The organism is Legionella sp. km772 (assembly GCF_003989735.1).
In the GTDB taxonomy this organism is placed as follows: Bacteria; Pseudomonadota; Gammaproteobacteria; order Legionellales; family Legionellaceae; genus Legionella.
On the sequence record NZ_RZGQ01000034.1, the window covers coordinates 1 to 20938 of the forward strand.

A 20938-nucleotide genomic window follows, 5' to 3' on the forward strand; every position below is an offset into this window, starting at 1 on the left:
TGATTTTTTTGATGCAGTGTAATAATTTCGCTTTTTGGTCATTCTATTCCCCTCTTATATTAGAAGAATAGCTCTTAAAAATACCTTTTTTTCGTCTAAAAATCCGCGCCTATATCACTTTTATCGGTGTGCCATTTACTGGAATTATTGCCGTAAATATTGAATACAACACGTTATCCAAATCTTTTGACTCACTGACTACTCTAGATATACCACTTGTTTTTAAAGCAATGTTATCTAACAAGGCTTTATCTGCATCTTTTGAAAAACCAATCGTAAAAACTGTGACTCCATTTTTGTGTAAGCTCTGAAGTGTACTCTCCATCAATTTATTTTTAGACTGCGTGGTGCGAAACTCTGTTCCTAAATCCACTGCCCCATCAGTTAAAAGGATAATATTTTTCTTACCTAAGCCCCAAGATTTATTAGCTTCATTCATTGCAGTATCGATATCTGTCCATTGACCGTTCGAACCAATTTTATAACTTTTTTGTTTATACTCCGCTTGATAGCTCTCGGTAACTGTTTTTAAGGGGATCATTAACTGAGTGTCAGTTGAAAAAGTTTGAATTTGCATTGAAGCTTTTTGTTTAATTAAATAAATAAACATATTAATTGCTTTAATGCGTAAATTCTGTGGGTCTGTTTTTTTCATACTACCTGATACATCGACTAAAAGATGAATTTCAGGTAAAGCTGGTTCAGGAGAGATCAGAGGTTTATTAGCTGCATAAGAAGAAAGAAAAAAAATAAAATGAAACATCAATACGACATTAAGAAAACGTAATCGTCTCATTTAAAACATCCCTGTTAAAATAATTCCTAATTTTCCTATTAATTTTTACTCATGTTCTGGGTCGACTACAAAGATCCCCGGAGCATTACGGAGATATTCGTTATAATCCATCCCATAACCAAAAATATAATGATCCTCAACTTGTAAACCAACAAAGTCTGCTTGTTGTAAACCATTAGGCACCCTTTTACGGTATTTATCCACTAAAACAGCGCTATAAACCTCACTAGCCCCCATCATTTTCATTTCATCAATAATAGCAGCTAAAGTGAGTCCACCATCTAGAATATCATCAACTACTAATACGGTTCTACCTTTTAAATTAGTCGAGGGCTTGACTTTCCAGTGAATGTCACCGCCGGTAATTTCACCTCTATAACGAGTAGCATGGACATAATCAACTTCTAAAGGGAAATCAAGTCTTAAAAGCAAATTACCTAAGGGCACTAACCCCCCGATCATCACGCACACAATTACTGGGTTTTTGTCTTTTAATTTATCATGAATATTAATAGCCATTCTATCAAGAGCTGCGGCTACTTCATTTGATGTATACAAGCAGCTTGATTGTTCATAAACTGCTTTAATTTTACTTGGGATGCTCATTCTTACTACTTCCTCTCTTTTAAGCTGCTTTAATTAACCCTTTGGTTTTCCTGCCCCTGGAAAATGACTTACCGTTCCATAGCCTAAGTTATCCTTCATTTTAGGCGTACCTTGTTTTGTCACCTCATCAATACGAAAGATAGCATGCATTGGAATATAAGTGCGTTTTACATTGTTAAATTCCATTTTAAGTCGTTCTTCAGAAGGATCGACTACTAAAGATGTTTGCTCACCAAACACTAGTTCTTCTGCCTCAAGAAAGCCGAAAAGTTCGCTTTCTTTAATTGAGCGAACATAAATTTCATAAATTGATTCTTGATTAGCAAAAGTGATTTTAAACAGTGTTTTTTTAGTCATTTAGACGCCTTTTCCTAAAAGGGTGAAGTATACAAAATTCAAAGAGCTATTAAAACAAATAACGATAATTACTTTAAAATGGCAATTTATTCTGGTTTATATCCAAGGATATTAGTCACTGGCAACGAGGCATCATACTCTTTAGGAAGCGCTTCCATCACAGCATCCGTTACTAGAGAAGGACTTATGGCCTCATATTTTTGTGCAATATAACAATAAAAACCAGAAGGGAAAGGCCAAAGCATTTTGCCTATTTCGTTACAAAAGGACAATTTTTTAATTAGGGTGCTATTATTTACAGGCGGAATATAATAAAAATTATTTAAAGAGCATTGTCGGTAACCTCGCTGAATAAATAATCGATTTAAATGAAAAGCTGTTTGCATTTTTATTTGTTTTTCGGAATAGCAGTTTACTACACCACTTTTAATAGCCCCACCCCATAAACTCCAAGGATTTAGGCTAAAAAAAACCACATAACCCATTGGTTTTAAAATGCGATCTATTTCATCAATGAGATTCACACTATCATCAAAGGGCTCTATCGCTAAAGGAGCAACTACACAATCTAAACTATTTCTTTGGAGTGGAATATGATTGAGCGAACAAACCAATAAATTATCTTCTTTTGCGTAGAATGGTGAAGCAAGCCATTTTTTATTGAATTGTAAATCATCAAGCCAGAGGTTGTGGGTATAATGGCCTAATTGCAATAAAGTATCCCCTTTTAAATAATCCAGCACAGGTTCCAGTTGCTTTTTAAATTCCTCAGCAACAGACAAACCCAAGGAATTCTGAAACCATTTATTAAGTGAAGTAAATTGCTTAATTTGCTGTTCTATCAACAAAATATTTGCCTTTAGAGATAGTTATTTAATAACAATACAACGAGTTAGTGATACAAACAATTAACTTAGTTTAAATAATAAAAATTTTTAAAAAATAAGAGCACTTTACATTCCTTGCATGTAAAGTTATTCTGCAAATTAAAATATTTATAACCACTGGAGTTAGAAATATGCATCCTTATACCTTCCCACTTCACGACAGTTTATTAAATTACGCACCACTTATCCAAATCCATCGCTGGTTTCAATTTTATGAACACCCTAATACGAACTTAAGCAATCAATTAGCTTTATTTAGTGAAAATATTCATATCAAATCTCGTTTCGATGAAAGTAGAGGATATGAAGCCTATAAGGAAAGAGTTAGCAAAATCTCACCTCAGTGGATAAATGCTCATCATATTCAGCAGGTAGAGCTAAAACAAATTGACTATCGTACCATAGAGTTGAATCTTGATATTATCTATCAAAATATAGGTTACCTACCTAACGAGCAACTAACAAATACTCCGCTGCACTATAGAACGAAACTAGCCGTTGAAAATATGCAGCAGTTGCCTCGTTTTACTGAAATTATTATTGAAGAAAGCCAACTGGACATTCCTTCCGGCTATGAGCAATTCATCTCCTCTTATCCAGAACATCGAATAAGAACGCTTATTTACTATTTCTGTACTTTATTTGATTCAAAACTTCCTAGCGCCGAAGGGTTTAAGGATATTTTTTCCTCTGAAATTGATATTTCTCTGCCTACAGCGCAGTGCACAAACTTTGAGGATTTTACAACATGGTTTCAAGAACGGCCTGCGCAAATGCTCCAGAGTAAGCATGTACTTGATTCACTAAATATTAACGCTATCGCTCCTAATAGTTATCAAGTAAGTTTTGAGTTTAGCTGGTCGGGCGCGTCAAAAATTCATCCAGAAACCCCGTTAGCAGCTAGAACCTTACATCAATGGATTGTCATTGATAATCCTTCAGAAGCATTTGCACGTATCCAAACAATGTCCGTGCAAACCCTGCCCTGTAAAATTGCAGCCATTGCCTAATTATTTTTTAGCATTTTAAGGAGAAGACGTGGGAATTATAAATGAAGTTATGGGAAATATTAATAAAGAGGGAATAGAGCAAGCTAAAAAACTACGTAAAAAGCGTACAGACGATTTGCTGGAACTTATATCAACACCATTTGATCCATCGCAACCGCTGGATGAAAACCAAAATCCGGTGGAGACAAAACAACAATTAAAACTAAAAAAATACATTGATGAATTCGAATTAAGTGTCAATAAAATGTATATTTATCAAGCTGTATCTAAAGGTATTACTCTATGGGGTGGTTCTTGGTTAATTAATAGATTTTTACCTGTGCCTGAGATGTTGAACTCTTTGTTTGCCGTTTTCTTATATTTTGGTATTGCAGCTGCTGTAGTCAAGAGTTTTAGTATGACCGATTTTCTGGTTCAACAACAAGAAATGGAAAAAATATATAACTGGTGTTTAAAAGATAACAAAGTCAAATATAGTGATAAAACTGATAACAGTAATAACAGTGATAACAGCGATAAGCTAAAGTTACCACAAATTCAGCGTTTAATTAAATTACTTGCTCCATTATGTGATTCAGAATTCATGATCGCATGGCCGAATGAAATCCCCTCCTCAAAGGATACTAGCAAAGAAGATAAAAGTGGATGGGGTAAAACTATAGACGCTGGATACACAGCACTTAGGGCGACGTTTTCTATTTTTTCTCCCTCACCTACTTCTCAACTTACTTTGGAACAACAAAGACTTAAGGAACTTAAAATCAAAGTAGAAAAGGAGGAGCTCAATTTAAATACCTTTACTGCTTTAGAACAAGCAGTACGGTATTTTGGACATTTGGCTGCAAATACAGATTATAAAGCGTTTCTTGCCTCAAAATTAAAACAACCCCTTGCAACGCTTCAAGATACAGCATCAACTGTCGTCCAAGAATCCTTTCATCCTAAACGTCCATAATTATTAATTTAACCTCGCAAAAAAAATGCGGGGTTATTATTTGATTTATTATTGTTTTTTACTATATTTAAGATGATCTGAAAGGCAATTAGGCTATTAATTCATCCTGATAAATTTAAGGAGAGGAAAACATGGATTCGTTAAATAGAAAATCTAGCTCTATGAAAAATGATCGCCCTCAAAAGTCAAATGTAAGCGATGCTGCAAATGAACTTTTGAATGAAAGCAAAAAATTAGCCAATGAACTTTATGAAGATGGACGCACTAAGTTAAATGAAGCTGAACAACAATTAAAAGATTATTCGGATCTCATGCTCAGAAAAATCCAAGAAAAACCACTTACATCAATACTCATAGCTGGTGGTATCGGTTTTCTTCTTTCTAAATTATTGAAAAAATAATGAAATTACTCGAGGAATTAGATGGTTATATTTCCAGCCAGTTTAGCTCGCTAAGAACTTTATTCTCTTTAATTAAGCTCGAAGCAAAATTGGCTGGTCTTACAGTTTTTCCTTTAGTCATTAACCTATTTATGCTGTTTGTCATATTAATCAGCTTCTGGTTTTCACTAATGAGCTTAATGGCTTATTTAATATTTATTTATGCACAAAGTTTTTGGATAGCATTAGGCGCTGTGACTCTTCTTAATCTAATTATTCTCCTAGGTCTGTTGAGATATCTAGCGTTTAATTTAAAGTCAATGAGCTTTGAAAGAACAAGATATTATTTTAATTCTCAAGAGAGCAATGAACATGAAAAACTCGAGAAAACAACTGATTGCTCAAATACACCTAGTTGAATTAGAGCTCTATCACAAGCGAAAACAAGTTAGCTGTTACCAATCACAGCTTTCAAAAAACATTGTGCCCATTTTAAGCTTTCTAGCGATTATAAGCGTACTACTCTTTTTATTTAAGTCAAAAAATAGTTTAAGAAAAATTGCTCATACCTTTATAGGTGCCGGCGAAGTATTACTCTTGTCTTATTTTAAAAAACAAATGGTGCAGTTATTTGAAAAAAATTAGTGCTTATAGAATACGCGATAGTAAATAGATTTAACTGAAAGACTTACATGGCGAGCCATCGCGAAGCAATTCAGAGCGATACTTCCTTAAAAACGTTCTGGCTTGCTTCACTTTACTCGCCGAAGCTTAAAAAACCTTCTCTTGAGCGCTTATTTATATACTTCGATTTGGCTTACTCTTAATCCAGTTTACATTCTTCATTTAACTTGTTTTTACACTACCTTTCTTTTTTGCATAATGGCAGCAAAAAACTCAGGTTTATTTAATCCCATCGCAGCAAAAATTTGCGGTACCCTATCCCAGCTACCTTCTTGTTCGATACTCGCTACCACTAACTCAAAGCCAGAGTTTTTATCCGCAGGCTGGCCCCATCCATTAATAATTGCCAAGCCGCGTAGTCTTTTGGCTTCAATATGGCCTAATTTCTCTGCGGCGAGTAAATGGGCATGAGCTTGATCAAAGGCTGAAAGAGTTCGTTTTTGGTTTTCTTCACTGGAAAATACTGCTTCATTTTGCAAGTTTTGCCGGTATTTTCCTTCATTAAGAAAAAGTTGACCTAGCTGATAGTGGGCAGCTGAGTCGTTTAAATTAGACGCTGCTTTATAACATTCAATAACCATTATTTCAGCAAAAGGAAATTTTTTCTTACCAATTTGTTTTTTATAGAGTTCTGCTAGCTCAAAGCAGGTTGAGATCTCTTTCTTTATTAATTGGTCACTAGGTTGATTATTTACCCGATTAAGCTGCATTGATTTTATTTTCTTTGTAAGCCGATTTATTTTCCAACGATGAATATTAAACATTGCTGCTCCAAGATATGCTTTGAACAATTATAGTTTAGAGTCTTTATCTAAACGATTAGAAATATAATAAGAAATACACCCCGTAATTAGACCTGGAATAAAAAATACAAGCCAAACAATTAATTTACTTCCTGCACTCGAGTAATCATAATCGTCTTGCAACATAGAGGTCATATTAGTCACCATGTCGGGGACGTCATAAGCAAGATCCCATAATAAAAACGGTAGTATGTATAACGAAAATAATAAAAATCCTAAAGATAAAACCAGACAAATAACACCCAAAATAAAAACTTTATTACTATTGTTAGATTCTTCGGCCATAATTCGTTGCCTTCCTTAAGCTTTTTTTTAAAGATAGCAGATAGATAGCAACAAGTCACCTTTGGTTTTTTATAAAAACTTATATAAAATTCAAATAGTCACACATTTTAAGGTAAGTAATGAAAAGATATGTTTTTATGCTTTCAGATGGTACAGGTATCACCGCTGAAGCCTTAGGCAATAGTTTAATAACCCAGTTTGAAAATATTCGCTTCGAAAAAACCACTATTCCTTATATTGACTCGATAGAAAAAGCAGAAGGGGTACTCTTACGTATTAATGAATCCTATCGAAAACAAGGAATAAAACCTTTAGTATTTATGACCCTGGTGAATCCAGAAATTAGAGCCTATATAAAGCAAGCACAAGCGTGTGTTTATGATTTATTTAGTACTTTTATTGGCCCATTAGAAACAGAGCTAGAGGAAAAATCATCTTACACTGTGGGCAGAACACATGGCGTCGCGGATGATAAAACCTATTCTCATCGTATTGATGCGGTGGATTATGCGCTTTCTCATGACGATGGGGTAAAAACTAAGGGCTATGACAAAGCTGATATAATTTTAATTGGTGTGTCCCGATGCGGCAAAACTCCTAGCTGCCTGTATATGGCTTTACAATATGGTATTTTGGCGGCCAACTATCCTTTCACGGATGAAGATTTAAGTTATTTTCATCTGCCTGAAGTATTAAAGGCCTACAAAGAAAAACTATTTGGCCTCACCATCGATGTCGAGCGACTCCAGCAAATTCGTACTGAACGAAGGCCTAATAGTAAATATGCCTCCCCGGAGCAATGCCGCTTAGAAGTAACAGAAGTAGAAGAGATGTATAAACGAGAACGAATCCCATACCTTAACTCAACCAAATATTCGATTGAAGAAATATCAACCAAAATATTGGCTGCAGCCGGTTTAAAGCGAAAAATATAATTTTGATATAAATAGATCTGTCTTAAAACAGATCTATTTTAAAGGAACCTGGTTTTATTGGGAATTAAGAGTGGCGTATTCTATTGAATACTAAAAGTCTTTATTCCATCACCCATAAGGCCATAAATTCATCAACTGGCATTGCAGAAAGTGAATTGGTATCGTTCATGACCTGACTAATTTTATCAACTTTGTCAGAGGAAAAGCGTGTACTTAAATTATGTTTAAATTTAGTGAGTAAAACAGGGATCCCCTCTTCACGTCGACGTTTATGACCAATTGGATACTCCACCGTAATCAAATCGCTTTCACTGCCATCGTTAAAAATGATTTTAATACTGTTAGCGATCGAGCGCTTTTCCGGATCATGATATTCTCGCGAAAAACGTTCATTTTCCGTAACATGCATTTTTTCACGTAAGCTATCAATACGCTTATCAGCAGCAATATCATCCTCATAATGCTCAGCTTTTAAATCTCCAAACAATAAGCCAATAGCAACCATATACTGTAAACAGTGATCTCTATCTGCTGGATTATGTAAGGCTCCTTGTTTAGAAATTATCCTTATTGCAGACTCATGGGTAATTAATTCAATTTTAGCGATATCATTATAACGCTCTTTAACGAGAGGATGTAATGCAACAGCACATTCAACTGCAGTTTGGGCATGAAATTCAGCTGGATAAGATAATTTAAACAGTACGTTTTCCATGACATAAGATCCGTAGGGGCGTTGGAATTTAAATTCCTTTTTACCAAATAATACATCATAAAATCCCCATACCGGTACTGTCAGGGCACTTGGGTACCCCATCTCCCCTGCTTTTGCGATTAAGGCAAGACGTACTGCCCTTGAGGTTGCATCCCCTGCCGCCCAAGATTTTCGTGATCCTGCGTTAGGGGCGTGACGATAAGTTCTTAAACTTGGTCCATCAACAAAAACCTGTGATAACGTACGTAACATAGCGTCTTTATCAGCTCCAAATAATTGCGCAGCCACTGCAGCACTTGCTACTTTTACTAAAAACACATGATCCAAGCCCACGCGATTAAAACTGTTTTCTAAGGCGAGGCACCCTTGAATTTCATGCGCTTTAATCATTGCAGTTAATACATCACCCATTAAGATTGGAGCTTTGCCTTGCAGACAACGTTCTCTGCATAAATAATCTGCGACCGCCAAAATAGCGCCTAAATTATCTGATGGATGGCCCCACTCGGCAGCTAACCAGGTATCATTAAAGTCTAACCAGCGAATCATGGTTCCAATGTTAAAAGCAGCTTGAATGGGATCCAATTCGTAATTAGTACCAGGCACACGGGCACCACCCTTTAAAGAAGCACCAGGAACTACAGGTCCCATTAATTTAGTACACTCAGGAAAGTTAAGCGCTAAAATTCCACAACCTAAAGTATCCATTAAACACAGACGGGCAGTCTCATAAGCCAGGGCACTATCAATTTTTTTATTTAAAACATAATCAGCAATATCACTTATTACCTGATCATAATCAGGCTTTACATTATTTTCTACAAAATGACTCATATTACCCTCTTGTTTCAATGGCAGGAAAAGAACGTGCGTCAGGACCAATATATTCAGACGTAGGTCTAATTAATTTATTATCTGCTCTTTGTTCGAAGATATGTGCCGACCACCCTGTGGTGCGGGACATAACAAAGATTGGCGTAAAGAGAGGAGTAGGTATATCACAATAGTGATAAGCTGAAGCACTATAAAAATCTAGGTTTGGAAAAAGCTTCTTCTCGTTCCACATCACTTCTTCAATTCGTTCAGATATGTGGTAAAGCCCTAAATTATTTTTCTCTTCCCCCAAGCGAAAAGACCATTTTTTTATAATATCGGAACGTGGATCACAGGTTGTATATACTCTATGCCCAAATCCCATAATTTTGGCTTTATTCGCTAACATCTTTCCTAATTCTGCTTCAGCTTCATCAGGGGTTTTAAATTGCTCTATCAGCTCCATAGCAGCCTCATTGGCACCACCATGTAAAGGGCCACGCAAAGTTCCAATTGCACTGGTTATTGCGGAATAAAAATCCGAAAGAGTCGCTGCTGTAACACGGGCAGCAAAAGTTGACGCATTAAACTCATGCTCGGCATAAAGGATAAGAGAGACATTCATCATGTCAGTTTCTAGTTTACTGGGTTTTTTTCCATGCAACAAAGCAAGAAAATGTCCGCCTATAGTGGTTTCATCACTGTACCCTGAAATTTCTTTACCTTGGAAATGATAAGCATACCAATAGCACATCATGCCTGGAAATAAAGCTAATAAACGATCAGCAATTTCATATTGTTGTGAAAAATTATTCTCCGGCTCAAGGGTTCCTAAAAAGGAGCAGGCAGTTCTTAGAACATCCATTGGATGTGTATTTTTTGGAATTAATTTTAAGACAGTTTTCAATGACTCTGGTAAAGTTCTTAAATTGACCAATTTATTGGTGTATTGCTCCAATATTTGTCTAGTAGGTAATTCGCCATAATGCAATAAATAAGCTACTTCCTCAAACGTTGCATACTGAGCTAAATCATCAATGGAATAACCTCGATAATTTAAGCCCTTCCCTGCTAGACCAACAGTAGCGATTGCTGATCGCCCTGCACTAACACCAGCTAAGCCTCCAGTTTTATTACTGCTCATTGTCCTCTCCCATCAATTGGTCTAATTTTTGTTCATATTTATGATAACCAAGTACTTCATATAACTCGTTGCGCGTTTGCATGGAATCGATTACCGATTTTTGTGTTCCTTGTTGAATAATTGCGTTGTAGGTGGTGAGGGCAGCCTGAGACATTGAGCGAAAAGCACTTAAAGGATATAAAATTAATGAAACACCAACCTTTGCCAGCTCATCACGGGTATATAAAGGCGTCTTACCAAATTCAGTAATATTAGCCAACACGGGGACTTGAATTTTTTTTGTGAATGCTTGGTATTCCTCTAAGCTGCTCATGGCTTCAGCAAAAATCATGTCTGCACCAAGCTCAACGAATAAGGCCGCCCTATCCATTGCTGCATTGATTCCCTCAACAGCATAAGCATCCGTTCTAGCCATAATCACAAAATCTGGGTTAACTCTTGCATCCACGGCAGCCTTAATTCGATCGCCCATCTCTTCGGCCGATACAATAGCCTTGTTGGGTCTATGCCCACAGCGCTTTGCTAAAACTTGATCTTCAATATGAACAGCTGCAACATTTGCCTTTTCCATCGATTTTATAGTTCGAGCAATATTAAAAGCATGCCCCCACCCAGTGTCAATATCGACGAGAAGAGGAAGTTTACAGGCATCGGTAATCCGACGTGCGTCCTCAAGCACTTCAGACAGATTAGTCATTCCTAAATCCGGTAAACCATAGGAAGCATTTGCAACTCCCGCCCCAGACAAATAGATTGCCTTGGCTCCTACTGATTCCGCAAGCATAGCAGAGTAGGCGTTGATAGTTCCTAAAATTTGTAAAGGCTTATTTTCATCTACCGCCGTTCTAAATTTTTTTCCCATTGAATTGGTCATTTGTATCACGCTCCTTTGACCTTAAAATTTGAGAGACATTTATTAACTTGTGGCCTTGATCAACGAACAATTATGCTCTAATGACGCTTAGAGCTCAAACAATTTTAAATCTACTTTATAAAATTATTTTTACCCTCAAAGACTTATAAAACAATATGCCCTTTTAGATACCATCGACAATAGCCTGATATAGCTACACGAGACTCTTTTAATTCACAGAATAATTCCCCCTTTCTTTGTGAACCTTGGATGGCATGTAAGGCGGTTTTATTTAAACGCTCCACCCAAAAAGGAGTTAGGACACAATGTGCTGAGCCTGTAACAGAATCCTCCATAATTCCATGTTTAGGATAAAAACAACGGGAATAGAAATCAGCGTTAGTTGAGGTGGAAGTAATAATCAGGCCTCTTTTAGGTAATTTTTTTAGTTGAATAAAATCAATTTGGGCATTTTGTACCTGAGTTTCATGTTCAAGTAGACATAAATAATCTAAATCGCTTTCATAAAACGCAGCAATAGGTTGATCTATAATCGAGGTAAAATGCTCTGAAGCCTGGGAGGGCAAATAATTGAGGCGGGGAAAATCAAGCGTGTACTTATCTTTGTTCCTTTCTACAGACAACATTCCACTTAAACTATGGAAACTAATGGCTGGTCCCTCGCATTTACCCAGCTCTAATAAAGCAAAGCCCGCAGCTAGAGTTGCATGCCCGCACAGACTGATTTCTCCATTGGGAGTAAACCAGCGGATATAATAACCATTCTTATCCTCAAGCACAAAAGCAGTTTCGGATAAATTATTTTCTGCCGCAATAGCCTGCATTAATTCATCGTTTAACCAATCGGTCAATAAACAAACAGCCGCAGGATTTCCATGAAAAACTTTATCTGTAAACGCATCGATTTGAAAAATTTCAATACTATCCACCACAGCTTGTCTCAGTACAAAAGAAAGAAGTATAACTGATAAAAAAAAGATGTTAAGTTAAATTAACCTATCCCTCTGGTAATGTTGCGCCTTAAGAACCGGGAAGGCGCTAAGGCTTGCAGTAAGTTTCTTGGCGCGCCACTAATTTCATTATTTATCATCGCAGCTAGCCATTCTGCACATAAAGGAATTGTAGTCAAACCGCGAGATCCGAATCCCGCAAAAGCATAAAGATTGGGATAACAAGGAGGTTCTTTAGCAATCCAACGTTTCGCATTACTCTCTAAACCAGCATATTGAGCTAGAAAGTCCTCTTTTCTGGCTATTGGCCCCATTAACGGTAAATAATCAGGAGTAGATGCCCGTACACCGGCCCAATTATGACGAACACTTGTAGACCAAAAGGTCTCTATGCCCATTTTTTCCAATTTTTCTAAATTGAGTTTATCGTCTTCAGCTTTAGTACTATTATTTGAAATCCCTAGTTCATAGCTTGCACCTAAATAATGCTCCTCTTTAATAGCAGGCACAACATGCCCCTCTCCGCACACCGGAATTTTTAAGTCCCTACTATTTTTGGTCGCAGCAATAGAGGTCATTTGTCCACGTATAGGCTTGATAGGTAAATAAGTTGTTTCTTTAAATTGATTAATCTCAAAACCATTGGCTAACACAAGAACCGACGCGCTATAGCCTGCAATTGACCATTGTTCATCCTGATAACTAAGGTTATTGACTGTCTTTTGCTTAACTAATGAAATATTCTTATGTGTAATCAAAAAATCACATAAAGCGGGTGAATCCAACCACCCCGAAGTAGGAATGTATAAACAATCGCTTTTTATTGGGACTCCAGCTAAGGCGCTTGCTTCATCAGATTTAACTAACTGACCTAACTCTGGATATATAGAAAGCCACCCGACTAAGCTCTTTTGTGCTTTCAACTCTTTCTTGTTAAAAGGTAAGGTTAAGGCTCCTTTTAAATCACCAAAATGATGGTGAACTAGAATAGCTCTATACTTAGTTTGCGCAAATAAAAAGGCTGCTAACATAAATTCCGTTAGTGGGGAGTGAAAGGTGGATAACTTAGGAAATAACACCGCCCTTGGATTAGCTGAAGCACCTTCGGCAATATTTGTTTCTTTTTCAATAATAATTACTTTCCAGCCTCGATTTGCTAAACAATGCGCAGCAAAACAGCCGGCTAAACCAGCCCCAATAATTAGTGCCGTTTTTTCTTTATAGTTTAGCTTGCTATTGTTGTGCCAAGGAGTGGACCTATACTTTAGACGAGAAGGAATGATTTGTTCTAAATACCCCGTAAGCATATGTCTCTTTATTCCAAACCCCTTTTTTTTAATTACGGTAAAACCTAATTCAGCTAAGGCCGATTTAACGGTAGCCGCTGCCGTGTAGGTAGCTATAGTAGTACCTTGTTTTGATAACATGGCAACCACTTGGAACAATGATTTCGACCACATTGACTCATTTTTTTTAGGTGCAAATCCATCTAAATACCAGGCATCAATAAATGCATTTCGACTTTGATATTCTATTAAGGAGTCGCCACAGATCAATAATTGTTCGAAGCGTTCGAAACAATCACCAAGCATTAAGGTCAATTTAACTCGACCATCAGAAAAATTTAGATGATGATTGCCAGGAGTTAAAATAGGATATTGCTTTAATAATTCCAATGAATAGCTTTCAAGCTCTGGCCAATTACTCAAGGCTCGCTTGATATCTTCTACTTTCAAGGGATTTTTTTCACAAGATATAAAATGCAATGAGGCCGATTTTGGTGCGTAGTGCTTCCATAAACTCCAGGTTAAAAGAAAATTTAATCCCGTACCAAAACCTGTTTCAGCAATGGAAAAATGAGCGCATTCTTTAAGTGATAACCAACGGTTAATTAGATCATTACCGTCTATAAAAACATAACGGCTTTGTTGGATACCACTTTCCATAGAAAAATAAATATCATCATACTGATTTGAAAACGGCAGATTTTTATTCCATTTAATATCCGCCGTTTCAATGGGTACAAAAGGTTTACTCACATAGCAACTCGTTCAGTAGCAATAAGATTAGATTCATTGCTATTTACTATAGCTTTCTTTTCATTCATTAACTCTTTTAATTTAGGAATTAAAATAAAGAGCATAAATGCTGAGGCTATTGCAAATAAGCCTAACATTAAGAAAACATGGCCATAACCTGGGTTAGTTAATAATGCAGAAGTGCTATCTTGATTACTAATCATTAAATTTGAGCTGTAGCTGGATAAAGTAGCCCCTACGCCAGTATTCAGCATCCACATCCCCATCATCACCCCTTGCAATGATGTAGGGGCCAAAGAACCAATCATAGCATATCCAATAGGTGAAATAAGTAGCTCACCAATACTTTGTAGGATATAACTTAATACAATCCATAAAGGATTTACCAAGCCTTCGGTATTAGCATAACGGATGCTAATCGGTAATAGAGCGAATGCGAGGCCTATAAATAAAAGAGCCAAAGCAAATTGCGTTGGAATATTGATCTGCACCCCTTTTTTCCTCATTCGATTAAATAGGATACTTAATAAGGGGCCACCAAATACAATAGCTACCGTATTAATATTTTGAAACCATTGTGGAGGAATAATCAAAGAACCATAAACACGCTGAACATTATGATCAATGAATAAGGTTAAACCCATTGGGCCAATTTGATACAACATCCAAAAAATAGTGCTCACTATCATTAATGCAGCGAAGGCTAAAATTTTATTTTTAGCTTCTAGGGTAGCTTGTTTATGAGCAATGGTAATAATCAATAATAACATTCCAATACCAGTGATAATAACAAGCTTATTAGCCCAATCTGCATATTGGAGCATTTGGGTAAGGACAACGGGTAAACAAATAATACCAAGCAAGCCTAATTTCGTCGCATTTCGTTGCGTTGTTTTATCCTTCTTAGAGTAGGCAGTATCTTTATCCTCCAGTTGTTGCCAGCAATATAAACAAATTAATAAGGCAACTAAATTACCCAAGCTACTCAATAGAAAGAGACGTTGATAGTTTTGCGTAATTTGAAAAACCCCACTTAGACTAAATCCAATAAAAAACCCAATGTTCATTCCCGCATAAGTCCAAAGAAAGGCGGTTTCCCTGCGTGTATCTTCTGGAGTAAAGCGCTGAGTTAACATACAGTTTACACAGGTCACATTTAAGCCTGAGCCTGTTAAAAAAGCTGCCAAACCATAATATAAAAAGGTAACGCTGCTAATGGATAATAATAAACACCCAATCACTTGGGCAAGCATTCCTACACAGAATAAGGAACGGTTGGATAATAAGCGACCACCCCAAAAACCACCCAGTAAATGCAGGGCGAAATTGAAGGCGATAAAAACCCCCATAATGCTATTGGCAACATTAGCTTGGAGGCCTAACTTACCTTTCATATACAAAACTAAAGTAGAATAAAGAACACTGAAACTTAGTGTCGATACAATTTGTATAAAAAAAAGAGCGACAATCCCTTCAGGCATCCCAGTCCATAGCCTTTTTTTTTCCTCAAATTTCAACATAATAAGCCTTCCGTTGCTAGCTGCAGTTTTTCCCGAATATGACATGATGAAAAACTGCTGTCTAGTATTTTACACTAATTTTATGTCGAATTATTTTTTTAAAATGTGTAAAACTTTTTCAGCTGCTACTTGGGTTTTTTGTATTTCTTGAGCACCGTGGGCAGAGGATACAAAGCCTGCTTCATACATTGAGGGCGCAAAATAAATCCCCTCTTGCAGCATTGAATGATAAAAGGATTTAAACAGACTCTCGTCAGAACTGGCTACATCCGCATAGTCATGAATAAACTCTTTATCGGTAAAACAAAAACCGAACATCCCGCCCAATGCTGCGGTGAATAAAGGAATTTTTTGACTTTCAGCCACTGCAGCCAAAGCTTGCACTAGAGAGTCAGTCGTTTTACTTAATTGATTAAAAAAATCAGGCTGCTCAATTTCGCTTAAGGTAGCCAATCCTGCTGCCATGGCGAGTGGGTTTCCAGAAAGTGTTCCTGCCTGATATACTGGCCCTTCCGGTGCTAAGTGTGACATCACATCCGCACGCCCACCTAAAGCACCAACAGGCATTCCACCACCAATTACTTTTCCTAGAGTCGTAATATCCGGTTTAATATTATATAAACCTTGTACGCCAGTTAAACCCACCCGAAAGCCAGTCATTACTTCATCAAAAATAAGTAGGGCACCATATTGAGTGCACAGCTCACGTAATCCTTGTAAAAAACCAGGTTTAGGTAATACAAACCCCATGTTTCCAGCAATAGGCTCTAAAATTACTGTAGCAATATCATCAGGATATTTTTCAAATAATTGAGCCACTTCATCTAAATTATTGAAGTTTGCAGTCAATGTGTGTTCTGTAATACTGGCAGGAATACCGGGAGTAGAAGGAATTCCTAAGGTTAATAAACCCGAACCAGCCTTAACTAATAGGCCATCACTATGTCCATGATAACATCCATTAAACTTTATAAATTTATTACGTTTGGTAAAACCGCGAGCTAATCTAATAGCGGTCATTGTGGCTTCAGTACCCGAATTGACCATGCGCACTTTTTCGATAGAGGGCAGTAATTGAACAATTTTTGCTGCAAGTTTTACTTCGAGCTCCGTAGGAGCGCCAAAACTCATCCCGCTCTGCAGGACATGATTAACGGCGTCTATAACTTTGGGGTGGCAATGTCCAAGAATTAAAGGTCCCCAAGAACCCACGTAATCGATATAGGTTCTATCATCAACATCGGTTAGATAAGCGCCATCTCCTTTTTTAAAGAAAATAGGCTCGCCTCCTACGCCTTTAAAGGCTCTCACAGGAGAATTTACACCGCCAGGGATAAGGCTTTGAGCTTGATGAAATAAAGTAGAAGAACGTGTCATCATTTAAATCCATTATTAAATAAGTTAAATTAGATATAATAAATCAATCATAGTAATGCATCAGAATACTACAACTATTCTATAAATTTGGCAAAAAAATTATGACTAAGTTAAATATTAACTTTACATCACTCCCGGTAATCGCTAAATTACGCCTTTTAAACTGAGCAAGCAAAATATGTCTGCATATAAAAAATACATTTGTGTTATTTGTGGTTTTATCTATGATGAAGCAGAGGGTTGGCCTGAAGATGGCATCGAAGCTGGAACTTTATGGGAAGATGTTCCTGAAAACTGGTTTTGTCCAGATTGTGGGGCTGGCAAAGAAGATTTTGATATGGTTGAAATAGAATAATAGTACCACCACAACGCTCAATTTCCCTACCCTGCAAATTTAACTTAAGCTAAACCTTAGTCGTGGGCTTTAAAGGCCCACCAACTAAAAAGGTTTTACCACTACCAAAATGACGATAGCCACTAAAAATAAGGTAGGGATTTCATTAAAGATTCGAAAAAATAAAGCCGTCTTTTTTATTTGGTCTCTAGCAAAAAGTTTTACATAATGCCCACACAGCAAATGAAAACCCCATAAAAGTACCACCAAACCTAATTTGCCATGCATCCAAGCGGCTTTCATGTAATAGCTGTAATTATAACTTATTAACCAAACGCCTAAGGCTGTAGTAATAATTGCTGCAGGCCAAGTAATGCCCCGGTACAATCTTCGCTCCATCACTTTAAAGCGTTCCTTACTGATATCATCTTGGGCATCAGCGTGGTAAACAAATAGGCGGGGTAGATAAAATAACCCTGCGAACCAAGCCACCACCGCTATTATATGAAATGCTTTAATCCATAACATAATTATTCCTTCATTCCTTTCTTATTTTTTTGGCGCCCACGCTTTAGTAGGTTTAAGGTTTCTACACCTAAAGAGAAACCCATAGAAAAATAAATATACCCTCTAGGGATATGGAGCGAAAAACCATCGGCAATCAAAACCATACCGATAAGGATCAAATAACTTAGAGCAAGCATTTTGACGGTGGGATGTTTTTCAATAAATTTACTTACTACCTCACTAGCAAAGATCATAATTATAATTGCGAAGGTAATAGCCAAGGCCATTACCCAAAAATGGGAGGCAATTCCTACTGCTGTCAACACACTATCTAAGGAAAAAATAATGTCCAAAAGTGCTATTTGAATAATCACACCGCGAAAAGTAACGCCTTTCTTAACTGATAAAACTGGTGAATCTATGGGTTCCTTTAAAATATCCTGGTGTATTTCATCGGTTGACTTCCATATTAAAAACACGCCACCGACAATCAGAAATAAATCCCTGAAAGAAAAAGTGAATTTACCTAATGTAAAGAGTGGCTCAACAAGATGAACCATATAGACCGCGGATCCCAACAGTATTAAGCGAGTAACCCATGCTAAAGTTAAGCCCCACTGTCTTGCTTTTTTACGTTTTTCAGCAGGGAGCTTTTCGGTTAAAATTGACAGGATAACTAGATTATCTATACCTAATACTATTTCTAGTATCACCAATGTCAGTAAGCTTAAAATGACCTCTAATAAATCCATATAGCCCTCTTCCAATTATTTTTATCTATTTTCCCTAAAATAATTATAAAGGTAAATGATTCCCTTTATTGTTTTGCTTGGTTATAATTTATTTTGTTAATCAATAGGGTGAGATAGAACCATTATTAAGTTTATTAAAAAATTGTTGAAGAAAAAGCGTGGCCATCATCAGCCACCTGTGAATACAACATACATTATTCCACGAACAAAGCATTGTATCTCTAAAACAGATATCAGTAATAATGCGTTAAAAGTTCTTAATCGTTTAAACAGCGCAGGCTTCCAAGCTTATCTTGTTGGCGGTAGCGTTCGCGATTTATTGCTTCATAAGGCTCCAAAAGATTTTGACGTAGCGACTAATGCTACCCCAAATGAGATAAAAAACTTGTTTAAAAATGGCCGTATTATTGGCAGACGTTTTAAATTAGTTCATATCTTATTTCATCGTGAAATTATTGAGGTGGCAACGTTTCGAGGTCATGAAGCTGAAGATGCTAGCCAACAAACTAATGAGAAAGGAATTATTGTCAGAGATAATGCTTATGGCTCATTAGACGAGGATGCTTGGCGACGCGATTTCACCGTTAACTCCTTATATTACAATATTGATGATTCATCGATTGTCGATTTCACAGGTGGTGTGAAAGACGTCGAAAACCAGTTAATCCGAATCATTGGTGATCCAAGCACTCGCTATACTGAAGATCCTGTCCGTATGCTTCGAGCAATACGCTTTAGTGCAAAGCTACATTTTTCTTTAGAAGAAAAAACAGCCGCTCCTTTCCCAGAAATAAGCCATTTAATAACTCATATTTCTAGCTCTCGTTTATTTGATGAAATGACTAAGCTATATCAATGTGGGGAGGCCGAAACAGTCCATAAGCTTTTATTACAATATGGATTATTTGAACATTTATTTCCCTCAATCTTTGCTTTATTAAATAGTGAATATCATGTCAATGCCCTAATTGGTATTGCTTTAGAAAATACTGACATAAGAATACGAGATGCTAAACCGGTAACTCCTGCGTTTATTTTTGCCGTGTTGTTATGGTTTCCTATGATTGAGCTTGCTAAAAAACTACAACACTCAGGGATGGATCCCCTGCCAGCAATAGAAAAAGCCATGTCGATAATTATTGCTGAGCAAAATAAAATTATCTCAATCCCTAAACGCTATACTCAAGTCATTAGAGAAATGTGGTTACTGCAGTATCGTTTTAATAAACGTTTTGGTGGGCGGGCTTTTAATTTGCTACAACATCCACGATTTAGAGCTGCTTATGATTTTATGGCTATAAGGGCTTTAGCTGGCGATGAAAGCATGGAGATAGCACAATGGTGGACAACTTTCCAAGAAGTAGATGAAGCAGAACAACATAAAATGGTTAATGCATTAACACCACCTAGTGCGCCAAAACCAAGACGCAGAAGAAAACCAAAAACTGTAAATAAATGAATATCTGTTATTTAAGTCTAGGCTCTAATCAAAAGTCCCCTGAACGTCAAATTAGAGCCGCTCTAAACAATATCAAAAAAATCCCACGTACCATCTTAACGAAGATATCTCCTTTAGACTGGAACAAAGCATGGGGAGTACCTACTCAACAAGATTTTTGCAATGTATTAGTCGAAATAAGGACGAATCTCAATCCTTTTCTTTTATTAAAACATTGTCAAAAAATAGAACGAAAACAAGGACGGGTTAGGAAAAAACACTGGGGTCCACGAACCCTTGATATTGATATAATAGTGTACAACACCAGAACTATAAATAATCCGTCTTTGACTATTCCTCATCCTTATTATCAAGACAGAAATTTTGTAATGCAACCCTTGCAATTATTATGTGATTCTAAATTGTATAACAACTTACTGTCCAAACATAATAACAGCACTAAATAATTGATTTAGTGAAAAAATAACGTAAAAATATACTATTTGTTAAAAAATCCTTAAGTTTTATTATTTATACTCTAGGTTTTTATTTAACCGAGGGTTTTTTATGAAATTTGAAGGTTCTGCTTGGGAAGACCGCTTAAATACATTTTGGAATGATGAAGTGGTAGAAAAATATAAGCAATTAATAGATCATCTGATATAGGCGCGGATTTTTAGACGAAAAAAAGGTATTTTTAAGAGCTATTCTTCTAATATAAGAGGGGAATAGAATGACCAAAAAGCGAAATTATTACACTGCATCAAAAAAATCAAA

General features: G+C 36.6%; 23 protein-coding genes. 8 read left to right on the forward strand and 15 right to left on the reverse strand.

Annotated elements, in window-relative coordinates:
* Positions 1-109: 109 nt before the first annotated feature.
* The 4 genes from ELY15_RS05755 to ELY15_RS05770 form a co-directional block, all read right to left on the reverse strand.
* Positions 110-796, reverse strand: coding sequence for a vWA domain-containing protein (locus tag ELY15_RS05755; RefSeq protein WP_127098706.1), 687 nt, complete (start codon positions 794-796; stop codon positions 110-112).
* 45 nt (positions 797-841) lie between these two features.
* Positions 842-1402, reverse strand: coding sequence for a hypoxanthine-guanine phosphoribosyltransferase (locus ELY15_RS05760; RefSeq protein ID WP_127098707.1), 561 nt, complete (start codon positions 1400-1402; stop codon positions 842-844).
* A 33-nt stretch (positions 1403-1435) separates the two neighbouring features.
* The gene (locus ELY15_RS05765) at positions 1436-1759 is read right to left on the reverse strand and encodes a DUF1820 family protein (protein ID WP_127098708.1); all 324 of its coding nucleotides are present in this window, start codon (positions 1757-1759) and stop codon (positions 1436-1438) included.
* Positions 1760-1845: 86 nt separating this feature from the next.
* The gene (locus ELY15_RS05770; protein ID WP_127098709.1) at positions 1846-2607 is read right to left on the reverse strand and encodes a methyltransferase domain-containing protein; all 762 of its coding nucleotides are present in this window, start codon (positions 2605-2607) and stop codon (positions 1846-1848) included.
* A 170-nt stretch (positions 2608-2777) separates the two neighbouring features.
* Between ELY15_RS05770 and ELY15_RS05775 the strand changes: the two genes are divergently transcribed.
* From ELY15_RS05775 to ELY15_RS05790, 4 genes are all read left to right on the forward strand, one after another.
* Positions 2778-3656, forward strand: coding sequence for a hypothetical protein (locus tag ELY15_RS05775; RefSeq protein ID WP_127098710.1), 879 nt, complete (start codon positions 2778-2780; stop codon positions 3654-3656).
* A 28-nt stretch (positions 3657-3684) separates the two neighbouring features.
* Complete coding sequence (locus ELY15_RS05780) at positions 3685-4611, forward strand: hypothetical protein (RefSeq protein ID WP_127098711.1); 927 nt, start codon at positions 3685-3687, stop codon at positions 4609-4611.
* A 131-nt stretch (positions 4612-4742) separates the two neighbouring features.
* Entirely contained in the window at positions 4743-5012 is a 270-nt protein-coding gene (locus ELY15_RS05785) for a hypothetical protein (RefSeq protein ID WP_199744178.1), read from the forward strand.
* Entirely contained in the window at positions 5012-5410 is a 399-nt protein-coding gene (locus tag ELY15_RS05790) for a hypothetical protein (protein ID WP_127098712.1), read from the forward strand. Before ELY15_RS05785 ends, ELY15_RS05790 begins: the two co-directional genes overlap by 1 nt.
* 438 nt (positions 5411-5848) lie before the next feature.
* Here the strand turns inward: ELY15_RS05790 and ELY15_RS05795 are convergent, their stop codons facing one another.
* Positions 5849-6439: a hypothetical protein gene (locus tag ELY15_RS05795; protein ID WP_127098713.1), complete on the reverse strand. Its 591-nt coding sequence runs from the start codon at positions 6437-6439 to the stop codon at positions 5849-5851.
* 27 nt (positions 6440-6466) lie between these two features.
* The gene (locus tag ELY15_RS05800) at positions 6467-6763 is read right to left on the reverse strand and encodes a hypothetical protein (RefSeq protein WP_127098714.1); all 297 of its coding nucleotides are present in this window, start codon (positions 6761-6763) and stop codon (positions 6467-6469) included.
* A gap of 119 nt (positions 6764-6882) precedes the next feature.
* Between ELY15_RS05800 and ELY15_RS05805 the strand changes: the two genes are divergently transcribed.
* Positions 6883-7698 carry a pyruvate, water dikinase regulatory protein gene (locus ELY15_RS05805; RefSeq protein ID WP_127098715.1) on the forward strand — a complete coding sequence of 272 codons (816 nt, stop codon included), beginning with the start codon at positions 6883-6885 and terminating at the stop codon, positions 7696-7698.
* A gap of 100 nt (positions 7699-7798) precedes the next feature.
* On the opposite strand, the gene ELY15_RS05810 is transcribed toward ELY15_RS05805, so the two are convergent.
* The 7 genes from ELY15_RS05810 to hemL form a co-directional block, all read right to left on the reverse strand.
* The gene (locus ELY15_RS05810; RefSeq protein ID WP_199744179.1) at positions 7799-9247 is read right to left on the reverse strand and encodes a bifunctional 2-methylcitrate dehydratase/aconitate hydratase; all 1449 of its coding nucleotides are present in this window, start codon (positions 9245-9247) and stop codon (positions 7799-7801) included.
* A gap of 1 nt (position 9248) precedes the next feature.
* Positions 9249-10370, reverse strand: a complete 1122-nt coding sequence (gene prpC / locus ELY15_RS05815) for a 2-methylcitrate synthase (protein WP_127098716.1) — start codon at positions 10368-10370, stop codon at positions 9249-9251.
* Positions 10360-11244, reverse strand: coding sequence for a methylisocitrate lyase (prpB, locus tag ELY15_RS05820; protein WP_127098717.1), 885 nt, complete (start codon positions 11242-11244; stop codon positions 10360-10362). Before prpB ends, prpC begins: the two co-directional genes overlap by 11 nt.
* 143 nt (positions 11245-11387) lie before the next feature.
* On the reverse strand, positions 11388-12173 hold the full coding sequence (locus ELY15_RS05825) for a PhzF family phenazine biosynthesis protein (protein WP_127098718.1): 786 nt from the start codon (positions 12171-12173) through the stop codon (positions 11388-11390).
* 62 nt (positions 12174-12235) lie between these two features.
* Positions 12236-14233 carry a bifunctional tRNA (5-methylaminomethyl-2-thiouridine)(34)-methyltransferase MnmD/FAD-dependent 5-carboxymethylaminomethyl-2-thiouridine(34) oxidoreductase MnmC gene (gene mnmC, locus ELY15_RS05830; protein WP_127098719.1) on the reverse strand — a complete coding sequence of 666 codons (1998 nt, stop codon included), beginning with the start codon at positions 14231-14233 and terminating at the stop codon, positions 12236-12238.
* Positions 14230-15714 (reverse strand): peptide MFS transporter, encoded by a 1485-nt coding sequence (locus tag ELY15_RS05835; protein ID WP_370449390.1) that lies wholly within the window; start codon positions 15712-15714, stop codon positions 14230-14232. The genes mnmC and ELY15_RS05835 overlap by 4 nt, the downstream gene beginning before the upstream one ends.
* Positions 15715-15843: 129 nt before the next feature.
* Positions 15844-17130, reverse strand: a complete 1287-nt coding sequence (gene hemL / locus ELY15_RS05840; RefSeq protein ID WP_127098728.1) for a glutamate-1-semialdehyde 2,1-aminomutase — start codon at positions 17128-17130, stop codon at positions 15844-15846.
* A 178-nt stretch (positions 17131-17308) separates the two neighbouring features.
* Between hemL and ELY15_RS05845 the strand changes: the two genes are divergently transcribed.
* Entirely contained in the window at positions 17309-17485 is a 177-nt protein-coding gene (locus tag ELY15_RS05845) for a rubredoxin (RefSeq protein WP_127098721.1), read from the forward strand.
* An 84-nt stretch (positions 17486-17569) separates the two neighbouring features.
* Here the strand turns inward: ELY15_RS05845 and hemJ are convergent, their stop codons facing one another.
* The gene (hemJ, locus tag ELY15_RS05850; protein ID WP_127098722.1) at positions 17570-17992 is read right to left on the reverse strand and encodes a protoporphyrinogen oxidase HemJ; all 423 of its coding nucleotides are present in this window, start codon (positions 17990-17992) and stop codon (positions 17570-17572) included.
* A gap of 2 nt (positions 17993-17994) precedes the next feature.
* Complete coding sequence (locus tag ELY15_RS05855) at positions 17995-18723, reverse strand: TerC family protein (RefSeq protein WP_127098723.1); 729 nt, start codon at positions 18721-18723, stop codon at positions 17995-17997.
* Positions 18724-18901: 178 nt separating this feature from the next.
* Between ELY15_RS05855 and pcnB the strand changes: the two genes are divergently transcribed.
* Positions 18902-20182 carry a polynucleotide adenylyltransferase PcnB gene (pcnB, locus tag ELY15_RS05860; RefSeq protein ID WP_233586532.1) on the forward strand — a complete coding sequence of 427 codons (1281 nt, stop codon included), beginning with the start codon at positions 18902-18904 and terminating at the stop codon, positions 20180-20182.
* The gene (gene folK, locus ELY15_RS05865) at positions 20179-20628 is read left to right on the forward strand and encodes a 2-amino-4-hydroxy-6-hydroxymethyldihydropteridine diphosphokinase (protein WP_127098725.1); all 450 of its coding nucleotides are present in this window, start codon (positions 20179-20181) and stop codon (positions 20626-20628) included. Before pcnB ends, folK begins: the two co-directional genes overlap by 4 nt.
* Positions 20629-20938: the final 310 nt, after the last annotated feature.